Origin of the sequence: Pseudomonas sp. KD5 (assembly GCF_012932895.1) — a bacterium.
Lineage (GTDB): Bacteria > Pseudomonadota > Gammaproteobacteria > Pseudomonadales > Pseudomonadaceae > Aquipseudomonas.
This window is the reverse complement of sequence record NZ_JDWJ01000005.1, coordinates 307,400-325,707: the sequence shown is the minus strand read 5'-3', so window position 1 is coordinate 325,707 and position 18,308 is coordinate 307,400. Positions and strand designations below refer to the sequence as shown.

Genomic DNA, 18,308 nt, shown 5'->3' with positions numbered 1-18,308 from the left:
AGTGGGTTTTTTTTTGCTCACTACATCCCGGGACACCTGCACCAGCGTGGGGTTCGGTCATTTGTTATTCCAATAGGAGGATAAAAATATGGATTATCCAAAGAGTGTACCCAGCGTCGGATTGGTCAATGGCCAGTTTGTCGATGAGAACCCCGTTGCCGGGACACCGGGATCGTTGATTCCGGCAGTATGGGGAAATGGCGTGACCGAAGAGCTTCTGGCCGTTATTACGGCGGCCGGAATGACGCCATCCGAGAGTGTTAACGATCAATTGCTGGCGGCCTTGAAGACGCTCCTGAATCTGGCCAGTCCCATGCCTTCGCGGGTGACTGAAGTATCGGGATCAAAGGTGTTGAGGCCCGAAGAGTTGGGGCTGGTACTGATTAATGCCAGTGCGACGGAGACTACTATTAGCCTGCCGGAAGCGAATTCGTTGTCAGGTGTTCGGGATGTCGTTGTTCGACGGACTGACAACAGTGTTAACCGCCTGGTAGTTCAGGCCTCAGGTAATGATCGAATCAAGTTCCATACTCACTTGTCGCCAAATGGATACCCGTTTCTGGTTTTGATGGGGGCGGGTGACTGGTGGCATTTACGAAGCGATGGAGCGGGAAATTGGTGGCCCGTCGGGCGCTTCGATGCGACGCCATTGGGAAGGATTGTTCTTGATACGACAACCGCGTTCAGTCCCGGTGGTTATGGCGCGTTGAACGGCAGAGAGTTTCTTCGTTCCGAATGGCCTTGGCTTTGGGATCACGCCGTTCAATCCGGAATGTTGCGCGCAGAAGTTGACCGCGCCGGAGGTTGGAGCAGCGGCGATGGGATCAGAACATTCCGCGCCCCGGAAGTTCGAGGTGAATTTATCCGCGTTCTCGATGAACAACGCGGTGTCGATACCGCTCGCGGAGCCGGTGCCTGGCAGACAGGCACGAACATTACAGGCGATAACGGAGCATCTCCAGCGGTTCAGGGGATTGGCAACCTTGCGACAGTGGGGGTGGACCCAACAACCTTTTCTGGCCTGTCTTACTACTCTTCCGCCGCGTTTACCGAGAATCTGAGCAGTGGATATTGGGGGATGAGTCGCCCCAGGAACATTGCTTATCCAGGTCGACTGAAACTAATTTGAGGTGCATATGGCTTATTACTATTTAAATGAAAGTTCTCAAGAGTTGAGCGGTCCCGTCGAGTTGCCGGTCATTCCTGGTATGGGGGTTGTTTGGCCGGGCAATGCGATCGAGTTGCCGGAAGTTCTGCCACCCGCCGAAACCGGTTATGTATGGGGGTGGCGTAACGGTGCCGCGTCGCAACTTATCGATTTACGCAACCGCCTGGTGTATCGCAAAGACACAGGCGGTCCTCAATATTGGTACGAATTGGGTCCGTTGCCTGACTATCTGACTGTCAAGCCTCGCCCCGGCGAATACTATGTTTGGCTGAATGATGACTGGGCGCTGGACTTGGCTGCCGAACGAGCAGGCAAAACCGCTCAAGCCGGCGTAGAGCGAGACAATCGTCTACGTGAGGTGGTTATTCGCGTTGCACCGCTGCAATACGCCTATGAACTGGGTGAGGCTACTAATGTTCAACTGGCTACTCTGCAAGAATGGAAACGCTATACGCTCAAGTTGATGAACATTGAACGGCAACCGGATTTTCCACGGATCATTGAATGGCCGGCTTCGCCTGTCAGCATCGTAGTCGTATAAGCCCCCAAACTTACTAATAACTGGAAGTGCTGCCTTGTATTGCCAGCACGCGGCTGCCTGCAAAATACCAACGGAAGGATATACCGTGGACTATCCCAATAGCGTCCCCAGCGCCGGACTGGTGGACGGCAAGTTTGTCGATGAAAACCTGATCACGGGGACTCCGGGCTCTTTGATCCCTGCCAGCTGGGGCAATGGTGTCACTCTGGAGTTGTTGAAAGTCATCGAGGCTGCCGGCATCAATCCATCAGAGGCGAGTAACGATCAACTGTTAACGGCGTTGCGCAGTAACAAGCTGTTTGTGACCGCGCCACAGTTCGACAGTGATCAGTCGGTCGCCACCACTGAATTCGTGACCCGCAGCGGTCTACAGTTTTCAGGTTTCAACGCCTTTCCCGCGAGCGCAACGTTGACTGCAGCCAGTGTGGGTGGGGTGGCGAGTTTTGCCAGTGCCACGCCGATCACGGCGACGTTGCCATCCATCAATGGGCTTGCCCATGCCAGCACGATCCATGTCATCAACGCCGGAAACGGTGTGCTGACCATCAACCCGGCTGGCGCCGAACTCATCGAGACCTGTAACGGCACATTCGGGCCGGTCAAGCTTGGCCTCGGTGATTCCGCGCACTTCATCAAGCTGAGTAGCGAGTGGCGCCTGTATGGGGGCTCGGTCAGCGACAAGTACGCTTCGTCCTTCTCCGGCGTCTACGGTAACGTCGGTTACCAGAAGTATCCCAGTGGCAACATTGAACAATGGGGCGTTGGCACCACGGATGCCAATGGCGATGTCTATGTCACTTTCCCGATCTCGTTCCCGACGTCTTTTTCTTCGCTCGTGGCCACCCATGTGGGGGGCGACGGTGCGATGGTCATCCTGGTTGGGGGTACCGGGACCAAACAGGGCTGTCGCCTGAAAGTCCGGAATTTTTCCGGTCAGTCGCAGGCGGGATGGAGTGTGAATTATTTTGCGAAGGGCTATTGAATGAACGCGTTCAATGTTTTGTTTAGCGCCAATACCCGGGGCGTCTATGTGCCGGGTATCAACACTTCGGACATCCCCGACGATGTCATCGAGATTCCACAGGCGTACTGGATATCGCTGCTCCAGCAACTGGCAGTCACCCCGAAAATGATTGCGGTAAATACCGATAACGGATTTCCAGTCTTGGTCGATCCGCTGCCGCTCGCGCCTGACGAAGCGGCCAAAATCGAGCGCCTTTGGCGTGATAGCCAGTTATCGGTCACCGATAGCATGGTCGCTCGCGACAGGGACGAACTGGAGGATGGCGGCGGCACGACATTGACCACCAAACAATACGCCGAGTTGCAGGCTTATCGCCGCGCACTTCGGGATTGGCCGCAAGATTCGTTTTTTCCTTTCATTGAACATCGACCCACTGCGCCACTTTGGCTGAGTGGATATCTTTGACATGAGCCACGCACTTGTCGGTGTCAGCACGAGACGACCCTTTTTTGGAGCTATATGACCGTTACACAACAGCAACTACAAAGCATCATGCCCAACGCCCGCTCCCAAGCGGGCGTTTTCATTTCCGCCCTCAACACCGCCATGTCCCACCGCAACATCAACACCCCGAAGCGCATCGCCGCCTTTCTCGCGCAAGTCGGCCATGAGTCGGGACAGTTGCAGTACGTACGCGAACTGGGCAGCACGCAATACCTGAGCAAATACGACACCGGCACCCTGGCCGCCCGGTTGGGCAACACCCCGGAACCCGACGGCGACGGTCAAAAGTACCGTGGCCGAGGCCTGATCCAGATCACTGGGCGTAACAACTACCGCCAATGCAGTCTCGGCCTGTTTGGCGATGAACGTTTGTTGGCGTTACCTGAATTGCTGGAGCAACCGCAATGGGCGGCCGAGTCCGCCGCCTGGTTCTGGGAGCAGAATGGCCTGAATGAATTGGCCGATCGCGACCAGTTCAACAGCATCACTCGCCGTATCAACGGCGGGCTGAACGGGTTGCAGGATCGCCTGGAAACCTGGGCGCGGGCGAGGTCGGTGCTATGCCAGTCCTCGGTCTGATCAGTTGGCGATTGATCGGTCTGCTGGTGCTGGCCGGTTGTTCGGCGGCGCTGGCCTGGCAGTTTCAGGATTGGCGCTACGACCGGCAACTGGCGGAACAGGCCAGGCTGCACGCCGAGACCCTTAATCAACTGACTCTGGCGACCGCCACCGAGCAACAGGCCGAACAAAACAGGCGTCTGGCCCTGGAGCAGCGACTGTCGGCCAGTGAACAAACCCATTATCGAGCGCTTAGCGATGCCGAACATGATCAAAGTCGCCTGCGCGATCGTCTTGCCACTGCTGATGTGCGCCTGTCAGTCCTCCTCGATGCCCATGACGCTGCCTCTACCTGCGCAGTGCCAGCCACCTCCGGCGCCGGCGGCGTGGATCATGGCGCCCCGCGAGCCCGACTTGACCCGGCGCATGCTCAACGAATTATCGCGATCACCGACGCCGGTGATCGCGGACTGATTGCCTTGCAGGCCTGTCAGGCCTACGTCAGAGCCCTGGCTCGCTAACATTTTGATCGATCCTGAACCTTGCAAGCGTGATCCGCTCGTGTACGGTAGTGCTCATTCCGCTCGATCAGGAGAGAGCCGTGAAAGATATTACTCAGCTGGCCGCTGAACTTGGCAGGCGCTTGCAGGTTCTCAATGCCCACGTCACCACTGCCGAATCCTGCACAGGGGGCGGAATTGCCGAGGCGATCACCCGTATCCCCGGGAGTTCGGCGTGGTTCGAGGCCGGTTATGTCACCTACTCCAACCGCCAGAAAATCCAGCAGCTGAACGTCCCGACCGAGTTGTTTTCAACCGTCGGAGCGGTCAGTCGCGAGGTGGTCGAGGCCATGGTCCGAGGCGCGCAGGAAAAAAGCCGGGCGCGGTTTGCCGTGGCGGTCAGCGGTGTGGCGGGGCCGGATGGCGGTTCGCCGAACAAGCCCGTGGGCACGGTGTGGCTGGCCTGGGGCGTCGGTGAGCAGGTGTTCAGCGAGGTCCAGCACTTTGTCGGTAACCGTGACGAGGTCCGCCGACAAACGGTGAAGGCCGCGCTAGAGGGGCTGCTGCGGCATACCGTTGGAGAAATCTCAAATCAGGGGTAGGCGATCCTGAAACGCTGTGGAATAATACTGGCTACTTATACAGGTGTTGGCCGTCAGGCCTTATTGATTACGTGAGGACTTTAATGGACGACAACAAGAAGAAAGCCTTGGCTGCGGCCCTGGGTCAGATCGAACGTCAATTCGGCAAGGGTGCCGTAATGCGTATGGGCGATCAGGACCGTCAGGCGATCCCGGCCATTTCCACTGGCTCTCTGGGTCTGGACATCGCGCTCGGCATTGGCGGCCTGCCAAAAGGCCGTATCGTTGAAATCTACGGTCCTGAATCCTCCGGTAAAACCACCCTGACATTGTCGGTGATCGCCCAGGCTCAAAAAGCCGGCGCGACCTGCGCATTCGTCGACGCCGAACACGCTCTCGACCCTGAGTACGCCGGCAAGCTGGGCGTCAACGTCGACGACCTGCTGGTTTCCCAGCCGGACACCGGCGAGCAGGCCCTGGAAATCACCGACATGCTGGTGCGTTCCAACGCCGTTGACGTGATCATCGTCGACTCCGTGGCCGCTCTGGTGCCAAAGGCTGAAATCGAAGGCGAAATGGGCGACATGCACGTGGGCCTGCAAGCCCGTCTGATGTCCCAGGCGCTGCGTAAAATCACCGGTAACATCAAGAACGCCAACTGCCTGGTGATCTTCATCAACCAGATCCGCATGAAAATCGGCGTGATGTTCGGCAGCCCGGAAACCACCACCGGTGGTAACGCGCTGAAGTTCTACGCATCGGTTCGTCTGGACATCCGTCGTACTGGCGCGGTGAAAGAAGGTGATGAAGTCGTCGGTAGTGAAACCCGCGTCAAAGTCGTGAAGAACAAGGTGGCTTCGCCGTTCCGTCAGGCCGAGTTCCAGATTCTTTACGGCAAGGGCATTTACCTCAACGGTGAGATGATCGACCTGGGTGTGCTGCACGGTTTCGTCGAGAAGTCCGGTGCCTGGTATGCCTACAACGGCACCAAGATCGGTCAGGGCAAGGCCAACTCGGCCAAGTTCCTGGCAGACAATCCGGAAATCGCCGCGACTCTCGAGAAGCAGCTGCGCGACAAGCTGCTGACCCCAGCACCGGACGTCAAGGCTTCGGCCGTCAGAGAGACCGAAGACGACCTGGCTGACGCTGATATCTGATCGATCCGATGACCGCCGTACTCGATACACTCGTCGCGGTGCGGCGAACCGCAATGGACCTGCTCGCGCGACGCGAGCACGGTCGAGTCGAGCTGACGCGTAAACTGCGTCAGCGCGGCGCCCTCCCTGAAATGATCGACACAGCACTCGACCGCTTGACGGAAGAGGGCTTGTTGTCCGAATCCCGTTACCTCGAAAGCTTCGTTTCCTACCGTGCCCGTTCCGGATATGGCCCTTTGCGCATTCGCGAAGAGCTGAGCCAGCGTGGCCTGCAACGTACCGACATTGAGCTCGCCTTGCGCGAGAGTGGTATCGATTGGCAGGAACTACTGGAAGACACCTGGCGGCGCAAATTTTCCGGGCATTTACCGATAGACGCCCGAGAACGTGCCAAACAGGGCAGGTTCCTGAGTTATCGGGGATATTCCATGGAAATGATCAGCCGCTTGTTCAGCGGCCGAGGGATGGACGATTGACTGAAACGGCTCGCTATTTCGATAGCGGGCCGTTTTTTGCATCACGTTACCTTGGACGGTTCCCGTGTGCGTTGCTGCGCCTGGGGTCTGGACTGGGCCCAGTTTTCCGGCAGGTTGATGTAATCCACCAATTCTCGCAGACGACCATGATCACGAGCGTTGAAGGTAAAGGACAAGCGCACCAGATGGCTGAACTGCGCTTCGTCGTGCTCCTCGCCACTGTAGGCATGCTGATGGAAATGATCGCTCAGGCACAGGTCGGCGAATGCCTCCTGCATGTGTTCAAGTGCCCGGTCGCTGAGCTTGTGGTTCATGCGAATCACGAACTGATGTTTGAGCCAGCGGCTTGAGTGGAAGTTGCTGTAGAACTGGTTGATCTGCTCCACGGCCTCTTCGACGCTGTAGACCAGGCTCAACAGCTTCATGTCGGTCGGCAGGATGTAGCGATTTTCCTCCAGTTGATGGTGAATGAAGTCCAGCGCGCCTTGCCAGAACGTACCGCCTGGTGCATCCAGTAGCACCACGGGCACCAGCGGGCTTTTGCCGGTCTGGATCAGGGTCAGCACCTCCAGTGCTTCATCCAGAGTACCGAAACCGCCTGGACACAGGACCAGCGCATCGGCTTCCTTGACGAAGAACAACTTGCGGGTAAAGAAAAAGTGGAAGGGCAGCAGGTTGGCAGTGCCATTGACCGTGGGATTGGCATGTTGCTCGAAGGGCAGGGTGATATTGAATCCCAGGCTGTGTTCCAGGCCGGCACCTTCATGGGCCGCCGCCATGATGCCGCCACCGGCACCGGTGATGACCATCAGGTCCGAGCGCGCCAGGGCGGCGCCCAGTTCTCGGGCCAGACCATATAGCGGGTGTTCTATCGGCGTGCGTGCCGAGCCAAAAACGGTAACTTTACGCCGTCCCTTGAACTGCTCCAGCACACGGAAAGCGTGCTCGAGTTCACGCAAGGTTTGCAGGGTGATCTTGGCGTTCCAGCGGTTGTGATCTTCCTGAGCCATGCGCAGCACGGTCAGGATCATGTCGCGGTAAATCGGGATGTTGGGGCTGTTGGGTGAAACCAGGTTGAGTTGTTCTTCGACCTTGCTGGTGAGGTCGTGGCCGCTTTCTTGAAAATGACGGCTCAGTAGGTCATTCGGTTGGTAAGGCATTCAACTTCTCCTTCTGCACAGAACCGTCGGCCCGACAAAACAATCGTCGGCGCCGCGACACCCCTTGTGTCGCTGTCTGCCCAAGCCCATGCCTGGGCGCTCTACCTGACTCGATTGCAATCGAGCCATCCATACGGGCTCTGCTTATCCCTTGAATGAAAGAAACGTTCGCACAATAAGACACCGTAATGGGCAGCCCCTTTTCTGCCCTTAAAAAAACAACATGAACACTTTGAATTTAGACCCTCGCAACGATTTTCGCTGGCTTGATCATTGCGCCGCAAAGTCTTTCCTGGCAACCGCTTATTGACGATTTGCAAGGTGCTTTCACCGCTCGTCTGAACGCAAGCCGCATGTCTCGCGCTCTGATTTACTAAGTTACAGGCGTGACACGACAACTTTGCGTCAACGGCAGGACGCAACATTCAAGCAATTCAGGGATTTATCGCGTGATCAACGGCGATCAATGCATGCAGGGAGGCGGGAAACCATGCCCAGAGTGACTCTGGAGATCGATGCGCAACTGTATCGATTGCTGAAAGCATCGGCCGAGACCCATCATTTGAGTCTCGAAGAAGAGTGCTGCCGACGTCTGGAGGGTGGGGAGCGACGTTCGCGTTACTTGCAGGCGCTGTTGGCAGAGCTGCGCGCCGAGGATGAACAGCGGCGCGCCAATGCCAGGTAATTATTTCTTCTTCGCGGGAGTCTCTTTCGGGCAGTCCGAGTCCTGGAAGCTTGCGGAGCCGACCGGACGGTTGGTCTTCACCTCGGTGAAGTCGTAACGCATGATCGCGCCCTTGGCCATCAGCTTGCGGAACCCTGGGTTTCTGCATACGGAGGCGCCAAGCTGGAAGTACACAGCTTTGGGATCGGCGCGCATTTTTTCGGCGTGGCTGCTTTGCACGCTCAAGTGGTTGATCAGCACTTTTCCTTCTGCGGTGTAGCCCTGATCAAGAATGTCTTCGTTGATCGCCCGTGGAGTGCCAACGCTGCTTTGTACGGCGACGTTTCGCAGCTCTCTGTTGAGATTCTGCTCACTCAAGGATGCAGCCTGAGCGCTAAAGGACGACGCCAGCAAAACGGCAGCGGTGGGAACGATAAGGCGCAGCATGAAACTCTCCTGGTTCAGTGACTGGTGGTTCGACCCGTCACATGACTGTGCGTTCAGTGGCGGCGAATTATAGGGGAGGAGTCCCGGACGGTACAGGCTTGCGCCGAACCCTCTGGTAAACTGCCGGCACTTTTTGCCTTGCCGAGTGTTTTTTGTGTCGATTTCCCTTAGCCGTCGGCGTTGCCTGCGATGAGTCAAACCCCTGCACACTTTGCGACGAACGCCGTCGCCCGCTTGCGCGATGAGCGCGAAGAGGCAGGCATCAAGCCGATTCAGGCCCGAGGCTGGCGTGCACCGCGTTGCCGTGTCTGCCGCGTGATCGAGAGCCATTGTCTGTGCGCCTGGCGCCCGCAGGTCGAAGCCCGCAGCGGCGTGTGCCTGATCATGACCAATAAAGAAGTGTTCAAGCCGAGCAACACCGGTTGGCTGATCGCTGATGTGGTGCGCGACAATCATGCATTCATCTGGTCGCGCACCGAGATTGATGAGCAACTGCTGGCGCTGTTGGCCGATCCGCAATGGCAACCGTACCTGGTGTTTCCGGGCGAATACGTCGAACCCGAGCGAGTTACCCACAGTGTCGCGGTCGATAGCACCAAGCGCCCGCTGTTCATTCTGCTGGACGCCACCTGGACCGAAGCCCGGAAGATTTTCCGAAAAAGCCCTTATTTTGATGGGTTGCCGATTCTGAGCCTGCTCCCGGAGAAGCTTTCACGCTACCGATTGCGCAGGTCCACGCGCAGCGAGCACCTGTGCACGGCCGAAGTGGCCGCGCTGTGTCTGGATCTTGCTGGCGATACAGACGCTGCATCGGCACTGGACGCCTATTTTGATGTGTTCAGCCAGCATTACCTGGACGCTAAACATCAGCTGGATATGAATGTTGAAACACCGGCCCACGCCGAGCTGATGCCCTTCGTACAGCACGCGGCGCCCGTTGTCGGCTGAACGTCGCCCATACTGCAAGGAACGAGGCCCGTTGGCCGCGCCATGCAACTTGACCACCCCGGCTTCGCTGGGCATGCTTGGCGCCGATTAGGGCGCGGCCACGGTTTGATACGCCGACGTGATTGGCGTTGAACGTGCCCTGTTGGTGCCGCTACGTGGCGGCACCTTGAGTTGTTTTGGCGAGGTCTGAATGCATCGGGCGTCCCACAAAAAACAGGATCATTTGAAAAATGGCCACATACGAAATCCTGATTGCCGATGACCACCCTCTTTTTCGTAGTGCCTTGCATCAAGCATTGACCCTGGGCCTGGGCCCGGATGTCCGTCTGGTGGAAGTGGCGAGCATTGCCGAGCTGGAAAGCCGTCTGACCGAAAAGGCCGATTGGGACCTGGTGTTGCTGGACCTGAACATGCCAGGGGCCTACGGTTTTTCCGGGCTGGTGTTGTTGCGCGGTCAGTACCCGCAGATTCCGGTGGTGATGGTATCGGCGCAGGAAGAAGCGTCGATCATGGTGAAGTCCCGTGAGTTCGGCGCCAGCGGTTTCATTCCCAAGTCCAGTGACCTGAGTGTCATTCAGAAAGCCGTGCGCGCGGTGCTCGATGGTGACGTTTTCTGGCCGCCCCAGGCCTTCGAAGCCGTCAGCGTTTCCGACGAAGCCAAGGCGGCCAGCGAAGGCCTTGCCAGCCTGACGCCCCAGCAGTTCCGGGTGTTGACCATGGTCTGTGAGGGTTTGCTGAACAAGCAGATTGCTTACGAATTGAGCGTGTCCGAAGCGACGATCAAGGCCCACGTCACTGCGATTTTCCGTAAGCTGAATGTACGGACCCGGACTCAGGCGGCGCTGCTCTTGCAACAACTTGAGTCAATTTCGAGCCACTAAGGTGTTATGTATTCACGCTTTTTTGACTTTGCTTAATCTAGCTTTCCCACTCCTTTTTGGTCAGTTGCTTACTCTATGTCACCTTTCAAAGGCCAGACCGGCCTAAAACGCATCCTCAACGCCTCCGGCTATTCCCTGGACGGCCTGCGCGCGGCCTTCACTGGCGAGGCGGCCTTCCGGCAACTGGTGTTGCTCAATGCCATCCTGATTCCGCTGTCGTTCTTCCTGAATGTCAGCCGTGTCGAGCAGGCGCTGCTGATTGCAGTCTGCCTGTTGGCGTTGATCGTCGAATTGCTCAACTCGGCGGTGGAAGCGGCCATCGACCGCATTTCCCTGGAGTTGCACCCACTGTCCAAGAACGCCAAGGACATGGGCAGTGCCGCTCAACTCGTGGCGTTGAGCATGATCGCGTTGGTGTGGGCGGTGATCCTGCTTTAAGCGATGGCAGGCAGAACGATCTCGTCGCTGCGCTGAACCCCGGCGGTGAAGGCGCGGCACAGTTCGAGGAACTCGCGCATCGCCGAGGTCTGGTATTTCTGTTTGTGCCAGATGAAATAGAACTGCCGCGCCAAGTCCAGATCCGGTGTTTCTACTGGTACCAGGCTGCCACGACGGAACGCATCGCGCAGCGCCAGGCGCGAAATGCAGCCAATCCCCAACCCTGACTCCACCGCGCGCTTGATCGCTTCGGTGTGTTCCAGTTCCAGGCGAATGTTCAGCGCGCTGCGGTGGTGACGCATGGCCTGGTCAAAGGTCAGCCGCGTGCCCGAGCCTTGTTCTCGGAGAATCCACGCCTCATGACTCAGCTCCTCCATAGTGGCAATACCGCGTTGAGCCAGCGGATGCTGGGGCGCGCAGAACACCACCAGTTCATCTTCGACCCAGCTCTGCACTTCGATGTCCGGATGGCTGCAGTCGCCTTCGATTAGACCCAGATCAATTTCATAGTGAGCCACCTGTTGCACGATGTTGGCGGTGTTCTGCACATGCAGCTTCACCTGGCTTTCCGGATGGCGCTGCATGAAGCTGCCGATCAGCAGGGTGGCCAGGTAATTGCCGATGGTCAGGGTCGCGCCGACCGCCAGGGAGCCGAAACCGGACTTGCCGTTGAGCAAGTCTTCGATTTCCTTGGCCTGATCGAGCAGGGCCACCGCTTGCGGCAATAGCTGTTTGCCGAGGGCGTTGAGGCTCAGCCGTTTGCCGGCGCGATCGAACAGCTGACAGCTGCACTGGCGCTCCAGCTCGGTGATCGAGGTGCTTGCCGCCGATTGCGAGAGGTTGAGCAGGCCCGCAGCACGGGATACGCTTTCCTGCTGGGCGACGGCGACGAATACTTGAAGTTGACGGAGAGTAAATCGCATATCGATATAACCGATAACCCTTATCTTAATAATCCATTTAACAGATATTGTCGCTGCCATTAGAATGCGATGCAATTGTGCACATCATTGGCGCAGGCAAAATCTCCAGGAGTCCCACGTACATGAGCAACATGAACCACGAGCGTGTCCTCAGTGTTCATCACTGGAACGACACTCTGTTCAGCTTCAAGTGCACCCGCGATCCGGGCCTGCGCTTCGAGAACGGTCAGTTCGTGATGATCGGCCTGCAACAGCCCAACGGCCGGCCGCTCATGCGCGCTTACTCGATTGCCAGCCCGAACTGGGAAGAGCATCTCGAGTTCTTCAGCATCAAAGTGCCTGATGGCCCGCTGACTTCCCAGTTGCAGCATCTGAAGGAAGGCGACGAGATCATCATCAGCAAGAAGCCTACCGGCACCCTGGTGCTGGATGACTTGAAGCCTGGCAAGCATTTGTACCTGCTCAGCACCGGTACCGGTCTGGCGCCGTTCATGAGCGTCATCCAGGACCCGGAAACCTACGAGCGTTTCGAAAAAGTGATCCTGTGCCACGGCGTGCGTTACGTCAATGAAGTCGCTTACCGCGAATTCATCACCGAGCACCTGCCGCAGAACGAGTTCTTCGGCGAGGCTCTGCGTGACAAGTTGATCTACTACCCGACCGTGACCCGCGAGCCGTTCGAAAACGAAGGCCGCCTGACCGACCTGATGCGCAGTGGCAAGCTGTTCAGCGACATCGGCCTGCCGCCGATCAACCCGCAGGACGACCGCGCCATGCTGTGCGGCAGCCCGAGCATGCTCGACGAGACCAGCGAAGTGTTGAACAGCTTCGGCCTGACCGTTTCGCCGCGGATGCGCGAGCCGGGTGATTACCTGATCGAGCGTGCGTTCGTCGAGAAGTGACCGAAGGTCACTTGTAGGAGCCGGCTTGCTGGCGATGGCAAACTTCAAAGCGCTATCGCCAGCAAGCCGGCTCCTACATTCAATGGCGTAGTGCACAGAAAAGCCCGCATGACCTGAGAAGGTCATGCGGGCTTTTTCGTTTCCGGGGTTCAGGCTTTTGCGGGAATGACTTCCAGGACGCGGATCACGCCCGTCTCAGGATAATGCCAGCGTACATCCAGATCCCAGAACTGCGCGCCGTATTCGCGCTCAGGCGTAGGAATCTGGTACGCCGGGCGTGGGTCTTGTGCCAGGCATTGCTCGATCAACTCGACCAGGGGCTCGCCAAGCCGCTGAGCGTGGCCGTGGGCCTGTTGCAGGGCTGAGTCCGTCCACTGCACAGGAATCAGCAGCGGCGGGGCGCTGGCGATGTCGTTGGACGCCGTGTCGATGATGTCGGCGTAGGGCACGTAGGGTTTGATGTCGAGAACCGGCGTGCCGTCCAGCAAGTCGATGCCGGAGATCCACAGTCGATTGGCTTCGACCTTGTCCAGTTTGACCACCGACTGGCCGATGCCGTTAGGACGATGCGTCGCGCGGGTGGCGAACACGCCCATGGATTTGTTACCGCCCAGACGCGGCGGGCGAACTTTGAGGCGTGGCTTTTCTTCCAGCGCTTGATGGAACAGGAACAACAGCCACACATGGCTGACCTGCTCCAGCCCCTGCACCGCATCACCCTGATCGAACGGCGCCACCAGCTCCAGTACGCCCCGAGCGGCCGGGGCCAGTTGCGGTTGACGCGGGATGGCGAACTTCTCCTTGAAGCAGGAGCGCACGAAGCCGATGGGGGAAACGCTGTAGGTCATGGTCTGGGGTCGAGGCCGGGATTAGGGCGGCATGATAACCCGAGCGGCCTCGAGATCGGTGCTGCCTATTACTCCGTCATCGCGGGCAAGCCACGCTCCCACAAGGTTCTCGAGTGAACGCAAATGTTGTGTACGGCATAAAACCTGTGGGAGCGTGGCTTGCCCGCGATAGCCGCGCCGCCGATCTAGAGACTAAACCCGCCATCCAAAGGAATGACATTCCCGGTCATATATGCCCCGGCCGTACTCGCCAGGCTAATCGCCAGCGCCGCCATTTCTTCCTCCCGGCCCCAGCGCTTCATCGGAATCAACGCCGTGTCCTCTGCAAACGCCTGCTCATCGTTGCCGATATGCTGAGTCATCTTGCTAGGGAAACGTCCCGGCGCAATCACGTTGACGTTGATGTGCTGGCTCACCAGCTCTCGCGCCAGAATCCGCGACAGTTGGTGCAGGGCGGCTTTGCTCGGGCCGTAGGCATACGCCTGTTCGCCGAAGGAAGAAATCCCGGCCACCGAACCGATGTTGATGATCCGTGCCGGATTCGCCGCCGAACCGGCCTTGCGCAGCAGCGGTAGAAATTGCTGGATGCAGTTGAACACCGAGGTCACGTTGAGCTGCATGACTTTTTCCCAGCCCTTGACCGGGTAACTCTCCAGCGGCGCACCCCAGGTGGTACCGGCATTGTTCACCAGAATATCCAGCTGACCGATCTGTTCGCTCAATTGCGCAGCCAGTTGCTGAACGCCTTCTTCATGAGCCAGGTTGGCGGCCACGGCGTGGCAAATCCCGAAGGCACTCAGCTCATCGGCAGTTTGCTGACAGGCTTCGGCATCCCGGGCGCACACGTACACGATGGCGCCGGCCTCGACATAAGCCTTGGCGATCATTTTGCCGATACCGCGGGTGCCGCCGGTCACCAGAGCGGTGCGGCCTTGCAGAGAGAAATAGAGATGCATGGCGAGTCCTGAGAGCTGAGGGTCAATACACCCTAGTCTTCAGCCGCCGGAAGCGGAGCCACTATTTTTGCGAGGAATAAACATCTATACAGATTGGTTTGCGACCGCTCTTGTAGGAGCCGGCTTGCTGGCGATGGCGTTCTCAAGATCGCCATCGCCAGCAAGCCGGCTCCTACAGGGCGCGCTGCGCGGTTTACTGCGGGCGCACGCGCAGGGTCAGGCCCTTGAGGAAGTTGCGCAGCAATTGATCGCCGCACGGGCGGTAGTTGGTGTGGCCGAATTTGCGGAACAGCGCACTCAGCTCAGGCTTGGATACCGGGAACTCGGCGGCCTTGAGGATCGCGTGCATGTCGTCTTCCTTCAGTTCGAAGGCGACACGCAATTTCTTCAGGATGATGTTGTTGGTCACCGGCACTTCGATCGGCTGCGGTGGACGGCTTTCGTCCTTGCCACGCTTGAAGATCACCAGGCCATCGAGGAAATGCGCCATGACTTCGTCCGGGCAGCGTACGAAACCTTCCTCGTCTTCTTCTTTCTTGTCGAGGTACGTCACCAGGTCTTCCAGCGTGACGTCCATGCCGCCGAGCTTGATGATCTCGATGACTTTCTTGTCGCTGATGTCGAGCATGTAGCGCACGCTGCGCAGTACGTCGTTATGAATCATGTGTGCAGTCCTGATATTTCGCTGTGGGCGCCGCATGAAGCTGCGGCGCCGAAATGTATGGCGGCGGGAAAAGCCTTAGAACTTCTCTTTGCCGGACAGGTAGCGCCATTGCCCCACGGGCACTTTGCCGATGGACACGCCGCCGATGCGGATGCGGCGGATGGCGACGACCTTCAGGCCGACAGCCTGGCAGAACAGGGCGATCACGCCCGGTTGTGGATTTTTCATGGCAAAGCGCAGGCGGTTTTCGTTCTGCCAGCTGGCCTTGACCGGCGGCAGTTCCTTGCCCTTGTACGTCAGGCCGTGGTTCAGGCGGTTGAGGCCGTGAGCCACCATGTCGCCTTCGACCTCGACCACATATTCCTGCTCGATCTTGCTGGCATCGGCGGTGAGTTTGCGCAGAATCTTCCAGTCCTGGGTGAACACCAGCAGACCGCTGGCGTTGGCCTGCAGGTCGGCGCTGGCGGTCAGGCGCAGGAAGTGGCCCTTGAGCGGACGTTTGCCGTAGCGGTGTTCTTCGCTCAGGGTCGCGGCGCTGAGGGTCGCCATGGCGCTGTCCGCGTCCATGCCCGCCGGGACGTTCATCAGGATGGTCACCGGCTCCGGCGCAGTGGCCTTGGCCTCTGGGTCGAGCTCGACTTTCTGGGTGTCGACCTTGAACTGCGGCTCGTCGATGACTTCACCATCGACGGTGACCCAGCCGCCCTCGATGAACAGCTCAGCCTCCCGACGGGAGCAGCCGACGAGTTCGATGAGGCGTTTGGAGAGACGAATCGGGTCAGTCATGACAGGGCCGTAACAAAAAAGGGGTGGGCATTGTACCTGCCTGGCGCCGGTTAATCGCGGGTCCATTTGCCTCATGTGTTTTTAATGTGGGAGCGAGCAAGCCCGTTCCCACATGGCGCCATGGTGGTCAGCCATTGCGCGCCAGTTGCTGGCCCTGGCGCAAACGCATGTGCAGCAACGGATAGGGCTGGCCCATACCGTCATGCTCGGAACGACCAATCACCTCGAAGCCCTGCTTGAAGTAAAAACCCAGGGCCTGTGGGTTCTGCTCGTTGACGTCCAGCTCATCGGCGTTCAGGTGTTCCAGGGCGTAGCGCAGTAATTGCTTGCCCAGGCCTTGGCCACGGTGATCCGGATCGATGAACAGCATTTCGATCTTGCCCGCCGCCACGCCAGCGAACCCGGTGATGCGCTGGCGCGAGTCTTTGGTGCAGATCAGCATGACGGCGTCGAGGTAGCGGGTCAGGACCAGGTTCTTCAGCAGTTCGATGTAGCTGTCGGGCAGAAAGTCATGGGTAGCGCGCACCGAGGCCTCCCACACGTGGGTGAGTTCTTCGTAGTCGCTCTGTTTCGGTGTGTAAATGACCGAATGTTGGCGCATGGCCGCTTGCTCCTTCTGTTAAGAGCCGTTCCCGTAAGGCTGCGAGTTTTTTCTCCCACAAAAAGATAGACGTAAAAAAGCCCCGCATCTCGTCAAGAGAGCGGGGCTTTTCGTATTTTTTGCGTTTAGATCTGTTCAGCCCACAGGTCGTATTCGTCGGCGTCAGTCACTTTGCACCAGACCTTGTCGCCCGGCTTCAGGTTGCTGCCGTTGTCGATGAACACGTTGCCGTCGATTTCCGGGGCATCGAAGAAGCAGCGGCCGACCGCGCCTTGCTCGTCGACTTCGTCCACCAGCACTTCGATCTCACGGCCGATGCGCATTTGCAGGCGTGCCGAGCTGATGGCCTGCTGGTGCGCCATGAAGCGATCCCAACGGTCTTGCTTGACGTCGTCCGGAACAATTTCCAGGTCCAGATCGTTGGCCGGTGCGCCTTCGACCGGCGAGTACTGGAAGCAGCCGACGCGGTCCAGTTGGGCTTCGGTCAGCCAGTTCAGCAGGTACTGGAAGTCTTCTTCGGTTTCGCCGGGGAAGCCGACGATGAAGGTCGAACGGATGATCAGGTCCGGGCAGATCTCGCGCCAGTTCTTGATCCGCGCCAGGGTCTTGTCTTCGAAGGCCGGGCGTTTCATGGCTTTGAGGACTTTCGGGCTGGCGTGCTGGAACGGGATGTCCAGGTACGGCAGGATTTTCCCGGCGGCCATCAGCGGGATCAGCTCGTCGACGTGCGGGTACGGATAAACGTAGTGCAGGCGAACCCAGACGCCGAGGGTGCTCAGGGCTTCGCAGAGTTCGGTCATGCGGGTTTTCACCGGCGCGCCGTTCCAGAAACCGGTGCGGTATTTCACGTCGACGCCATAGGCACTGGTGTCCTGGGAAATCACCAGCAGCTCTTTGACGCCGGACTTGACCAGGCGCTGGGCCTCGTCGAGCACGTCACCGACCGGGCGGCTGACCAGTTTGCCGCGCATCGACGGGATGATGCAGAAGCTGCAGCTGTGGTTGCAGCCTTCGGAAATCTTCAGGTAGGCGTAGTGGCGCGGGGTCAGTTTGATCCCTTGCGGCGGCACCAGGTCGATCAGCGGGTTGTGATCCTGACGCGGCGGCACGACGTCGTGCACGGCGTTGACCACTTGCTCGTACTGCTGCGGACCGGTCACGGCCAGTACACTCGGGTGCACGTTACGGATGTTGCCTTCTTCGACGCCCATGCAGCCGGTCACGATGACCTTGCCGTTTTCCTTGATGGCTTCGCCGATCACTTCCAGGGACTCAGCCTTGGCCGAGTCGATGAAGCCGCAGGTGTTGACCACCACGACGTCGGCGTCCTGATAAGTGGACACAACGTCATAGCCTTCCATGCGCAGCTGGGTAAGGATGCGCTCGGAGTCGACCAGTGCTTTCGGGCAACCCAGGGATACGAAGCCAACCTTTGGATTGGCCGGCGCAGGAGTGGTGGACATGTCTAACCTCGGTATTTGTGACGCCTCCAGCCGATGACGGCAAGGCGACAGACGGGCGCTATGTTGCACCCTCTGGTCAAAAAGTGCGCAATTCTAACGATGGGCGGCGCACTTGACCAGCTTTATGCAGGGAAATACGACGAGTGCTGCGCTATGCTTCGCGCCTTTACGCTTTACC

The 18,308-nt window shown here is 58.5% G+C and carries 23 protein-coding genes; 14 read left to right on the top strand and 9 right to left on the bottom strand.

Going from position 1 to position 18,308, the window contains the following annotated elements:
* The first annotated feature begins 88 nt into the window (after positions 1-88).
* The 9 genes from AF70_RS13745 (at position 89) to recX (ending at position 6,449) form a co-directional block, all read left to right on the top strand.
* Positions 89-1,129, top strand: coding sequence for a hypothetical protein (locus AF70_RS13745; RefSeq protein WP_028939222.1), 1,041 nt, complete (start codon positions 89-91; stop codon positions 1,127-1,129).
* Between the two features lie 7 nt (positions 1,130-1,136).
* On the top strand, positions 1,137-1,709 hold the full coding sequence (locus AF70_RS13740; RefSeq protein WP_028939223.1) for a tail fiber assembly protein: 573 nt from the start codon (positions 1,137-1,139) through the stop codon (positions 1,707-1,709).
* A gap of 85 nt (positions 1,710-1,794) precedes the next feature.
* Positions 1,795-2,691 carry a hypothetical protein gene (locus tag AF70_RS13735; protein WP_028939224.1) on the top strand — a complete coding sequence of 299 codons (897 nt, stop codon included), beginning with the start codon at positions 1,795-1,797 and terminating at the stop codon, positions 2,689-2,691.
* Positions 2,692-3,138 (top strand): phage tail assembly chaperone, encoded by a 447-nt coding sequence (locus tag AF70_RS13730; protein ID WP_028939225.1) that lies wholly within the window; start codon positions 2,692-2,694, stop codon positions 3,136-3,138.
* 54 nt (positions 3,139-3,192) lie between these two features.
* Positions 3,193-3,756: a glycoside hydrolase family 19 protein gene (locus tag AF70_RS13725; RefSeq protein ID WP_028939226.1), complete on the top strand. Its 564-nt coding sequence runs from the start codon at positions 3,193-3,195 to the stop codon at positions 3,754-3,756.
* Complete coding sequence (locus AF70_RS13720; protein WP_019580986.1) at positions 3,738-4,256, top strand: lysis system i-spanin subunit Rz; 519 nt, start codon at positions 3,738-3,740, stop codon at positions 4,254-4,256. The genes AF70_RS13725 and AF70_RS13720 overlap by 19 nt, the downstream gene beginning before the upstream one ends.
* Positions 4,257-4,336: 80 nt before the next feature.
* On the top strand, positions 4,337-4,837 hold the full coding sequence (locus AF70_RS13715; RefSeq protein WP_019580985.1) for a CinA family protein: 501 nt from the start codon (positions 4,337-4,339) through the stop codon (positions 4,835-4,837).
* A gap of 83 nt (positions 4,838-4,920) precedes the next feature.
* Positions 4,921-5,973, top strand: a complete 1,053-nt coding sequence (recA, locus tag AF70_RS13710) for a recombinase RecA (RefSeq protein ID WP_007940559.1) — start codon at positions 4,921-4,923, stop codon at positions 5,971-5,973.
* An 8-nt stretch (positions 5,974-5,981) separates the two neighbouring features.
* Entirely contained in the window at positions 5,982-6,449 is a 468-nt protein-coding gene (gene recX / locus AF70_RS13705; protein ID WP_028939227.1) for a recombination regulator RecX, read from the top strand.
* Between the two features lie 41 nt (positions 6,450-6,490).
* Here the strand turns inward: recX and AF70_RS13700 are convergent, their stop codons facing one another.
* Positions 6,491-7,609, bottom strand: a complete 1,119-nt coding sequence (locus tag AF70_RS13700) for a TIGR00730 family Rossman fold protein (RefSeq protein ID WP_019580984.1) — start codon at positions 7,607-7,609, stop codon at positions 6,491-6,493.
* Between the two features lie 490 nt (positions 7,610-8,099).
* Between AF70_RS13700 and AF70_RS13695 the strand changes: the two genes are divergently transcribed.
* Positions 8,100-8,294 carry a hypothetical protein gene (locus AF70_RS13695; RefSeq protein ID WP_018926957.1) on the top strand — a complete coding sequence of 65 codons (195 nt, stop codon included), beginning with the start codon at positions 8,100-8,102 and terminating at the stop codon, positions 8,292-8,294.
* On the opposite strand, the gene AF70_RS13690 is transcribed toward AF70_RS13695, so the two are convergent.
* Positions 8,295-8,720, bottom strand: a complete 426-nt coding sequence (locus AF70_RS13690) for a PA3611 family quorum-sensing-regulated virulence factor (RefSeq protein ID WP_019580983.1) — start codon at positions 8,718-8,720, stop codon at positions 8,295-8,297.
* A gap of 189 nt (positions 8,721-8,909) precedes the next feature.
* On the opposite strand from AF70_RS13690, the gene AF70_RS13685 reads away from it, so the two are divergent.
* The 3 genes from AF70_RS13685 (at position 8,910) to AF70_RS13675 (ending at position 10,987) form a co-directional block, all read left to right on the top strand.
* Complete coding sequence (locus AF70_RS13685) at positions 8,910-9,668, top strand: tRNA-uridine aminocarboxypropyltransferase (protein ID WP_019580982.1); 759 nt, start codon at positions 8,910-8,912, stop codon at positions 9,666-9,668.
* 230 nt (positions 9,669-9,898) lie between these two features.
* Positions 9,899-10,549 (top strand): response regulator transcription factor ErdR, encoded by a 651-nt coding sequence (gene erdR, locus AF70_RS13680; protein WP_018926954.1) that lies wholly within the window; start codon positions 9,899-9,901, stop codon positions 10,547-10,549.
* A gap of 75 nt (positions 10,550-10,624) precedes the next feature.
* Positions 10,625-10,987, top strand: a complete 363-nt coding sequence (locus tag AF70_RS13675; RefSeq protein WP_019580981.1) for a diacylglycerol kinase — start codon at positions 10,625-10,627, stop codon at positions 10,985-10,987.
* On the opposite strand, the gene AF70_RS13670 is transcribed toward AF70_RS13675, so the two are convergent.
* Positions 10,984-11,910, bottom strand: coding sequence for a LysR family transcriptional regulator (locus tag AF70_RS13670; protein ID WP_018926952.1), 927 nt, complete (start codon positions 11,908-11,910; stop codon positions 10,984-10,986). The two genes, AF70_RS13675 and AF70_RS13670, sit on opposite strands and share 4 nt — an antisense overlap.
* A gap of 122 nt (positions 11,911-12,032) precedes the next feature.
* On the opposite strand from AF70_RS13670, the gene fpr reads away from it, so the two are divergent.
* Positions 12,033-12,812 carry a ferredoxin-NADP reductase gene (gene fpr, locus AF70_RS13665; protein ID WP_002554680.1) on the top strand — a complete coding sequence of 260 codons (780 nt, stop codon included), beginning with the start codon at positions 12,033-12,035 and terminating at the stop codon, positions 12,810-12,812.
* A gap of 149 nt (positions 12,813-12,961) precedes the next feature.
* Here the strand turns inward: fpr and tsaA are convergent, their stop codons facing one another.
* The 6 genes from tsaA to rimO form a co-directional block, all read right to left on the bottom strand.
* Positions 12,962-13,660 (bottom strand): tRNA (N6-threonylcarbamoyladenosine(37)-N6)-methyltransferase TrmO, encoded by a 699-nt coding sequence (gene tsaA, locus AF70_RS13660; protein ID WP_018926951.1) that lies wholly within the window; start codon positions 13,658-13,660, stop codon positions 12,962-12,964.
* A 185-nt stretch (positions 13,661-13,845) separates the two neighbouring features.
* Positions 13,846-14,616, bottom strand: a complete 771-nt coding sequence (locus AF70_RS13655) for an SDR family oxidoreductase (protein ID WP_028939228.1) — start codon at positions 14,614-14,616, stop codon at positions 13,846-13,848.
* A gap of 193 nt (positions 14,617-14,809) precedes the next feature.
* Positions 14,810-15,280 carry a DUF1456 family protein gene (locus tag AF70_RS13650; protein WP_018926949.1) on the bottom strand — a complete coding sequence of 157 codons (471 nt, stop codon included), beginning with the start codon at positions 15,278-15,280 and terminating at the stop codon, positions 14,810-14,812.
* Between the two features lie 75 nt (positions 15,281-15,355).
* Complete coding sequence (locus AF70_RS13645; RefSeq protein ID WP_019647851.1) at positions 15,356-16,066, bottom strand: rRNA pseudouridine synthase; 711 nt, start codon at positions 16,064-16,066, stop codon at positions 15,356-15,358.
* Positions 16,067-16,193: 127 nt separating this feature from the next.
* Positions 16,194-16,667, bottom strand: a complete 474-nt coding sequence (locus AF70_RS13640; protein WP_028939229.1) for a GNAT family N-acetyltransferase — start codon at positions 16,665-16,667, stop codon at positions 16,194-16,196.
* 125 nt (positions 16,668-16,792) lie between these two features.
* Positions 16,793-18,130 carry a 30S ribosomal protein S12 methylthiotransferase RimO gene (gene rimO / locus AF70_RS13635; RefSeq protein ID WP_018926946.1) on the bottom strand — a complete coding sequence of 446 codons (1,338 nt, stop codon included), beginning with the start codon at positions 18,128-18,130 and terminating at the stop codon, positions 16,793-16,795.
* Positions 18,131-18,308: the final 178 nt, after the last annotated feature.

What these genes read in the sequence shown, in the direction of transcription:
- AF70_RS13730 (WP_028939225.1), top strand. Translation starts at nt 2,692, where the DNA reads ATGAACGCGTTCAATGTTTTGTTTAGCGCCAATACCCGGGGCGTCTAT.
- AF70_RS13700 (WP_019580984.1), bottom strand. Translation starts at nt 7,609, where the DNA reads ATGCCTTACCAACCGAATGACCTACTGAGCCGTCATTTTCAAGAAAGC.
- AF70_RS13725 (WP_028939226.1), top strand. Translation starts at nt 3,193, where the DNA reads ATGACCGTTACACAACAGCAACTACAAAGCATCATGCCCAACGCCCGC.
- AF70_RS13645 (WP_019647851.1), bottom strand. Translation starts at nt 16,066, where the DNA reads ATGACTGACCCGATTCGTCTCTCCAAACGCCTCATCGAACTCGTCGGC.
- erdR (WP_018926954.1), top strand. Translation starts at nt 9,899, where the DNA reads ATGGCCACATACGAAATCCTGATTGCCGATGACCACCCTCTTTTTCGT.
- AF70_RS13655 (WP_028939228.1), bottom strand. Translation starts at nt 14,616, where the DNA reads ATGCATCTCTATTTCTCTCTGCAAGGCCGCACCGCTCTGGTGACCGGC.
- tsaA (WP_018926951.1), bottom strand. Translation starts at nt 13,660, where the DNA reads ATGACCTACAGCGTTTCCCCCATCGGCTTCGTGCGCTCCTGCTTCAAG.
- AF70_RS13640 (WP_028939229.1), bottom strand. Translation starts at nt 16,667, where the DNA reads ATGCGCCAACATTCGGTCATTTACACACCGAAACAGAGCGACTACGAA.
- AF70_RS13685 (WP_019580982.1), top strand. Translation starts at nt 8,910, where the DNA reads ATGAGTCAAACCCCTGCACACTTTGCGACGAACGCCGTCGCCCGCTTG.
- AF70_RS13670 (WP_018926952.1), bottom strand. Translation starts at nt 11,910, where the DNA reads ATGCGATTTACTCTCCGTCAACTTCAAGTATTCGTCGCCGTCGCCCAG.
- AF70_RS13695 (WP_018926957.1), top strand. Translation starts at nt 8,100, where the DNA reads ATGCCCAGAGTGACTCTGGAGATCGATGCGCAACTGTATCGATTGCTG.
- AF70_RS13740 (WP_028939223.1), top strand. Translation starts at nt 1,137, where the DNA reads ATGGCTTATTACTATTTAAATGAAAGTTCTCAAGAGTTGAGCGGTCCC.
- recX (WP_028939227.1), top strand. Translation starts at nt 5,982, where the DNA reads ATGACCGCCGTACTCGATACACTCGTCGCGGTGCGGCGAACCGCAATG.
- rimO (WP_018926946.1), bottom strand. Translation starts at nt 18,130, where the DNA reads ATGTCCACCACTCCTGCGCCGGCCAATCCAAAGGTTGGCTTCGTATCC.
- AF70_RS13720 (WP_019580986.1), top strand. Translation starts at nt 3,738, where the DNA reads ATGCCAGTCCTCGGTCTGATCAGTTGGCGATTGATCGGTCTGCTGGTG.
- AF70_RS13690 (WP_019580983.1), bottom strand. Translation starts at nt 8,720, where the DNA reads ATGCTGCGCCTTATCGTTCCCACCGCTGCCGTTTTGCTGGCGTCGTCC.
- AF70_RS13745 (WP_028939222.1), top strand. Translation starts at nt 89, where the DNA reads ATGGATTATCCAAAGAGTGTACCCAGCGTCGGATTGGTCAATGGCCAG.
- recA (WP_007940559.1), top strand. Translation starts at nt 4,921, where the DNA reads ATGGACGACAACAAGAAGAAAGCCTTGGCTGCGGCCCTGGGTCAGATC.
- AF70_RS13650 (WP_018926949.1), bottom strand. Translation starts at nt 15,280, where the DNA reads ATGATTCATAACGACGTACTGCGCAGCGTGCGCTACATGCTCGACATC.
- AF70_RS13675 (WP_019580981.1), top strand. Translation starts at nt 10,625, where the DNA reads ATGTCACCTTTCAAAGGCCAGACCGGCCTAAAACGCATCCTCAACGCC.
- fpr (WP_002554680.1), top strand. Translation starts at nt 12,033, where the DNA reads ATGAGCAACATGAACCACGAGCGTGTCCTCAGTGTTCATCACTGGAAC.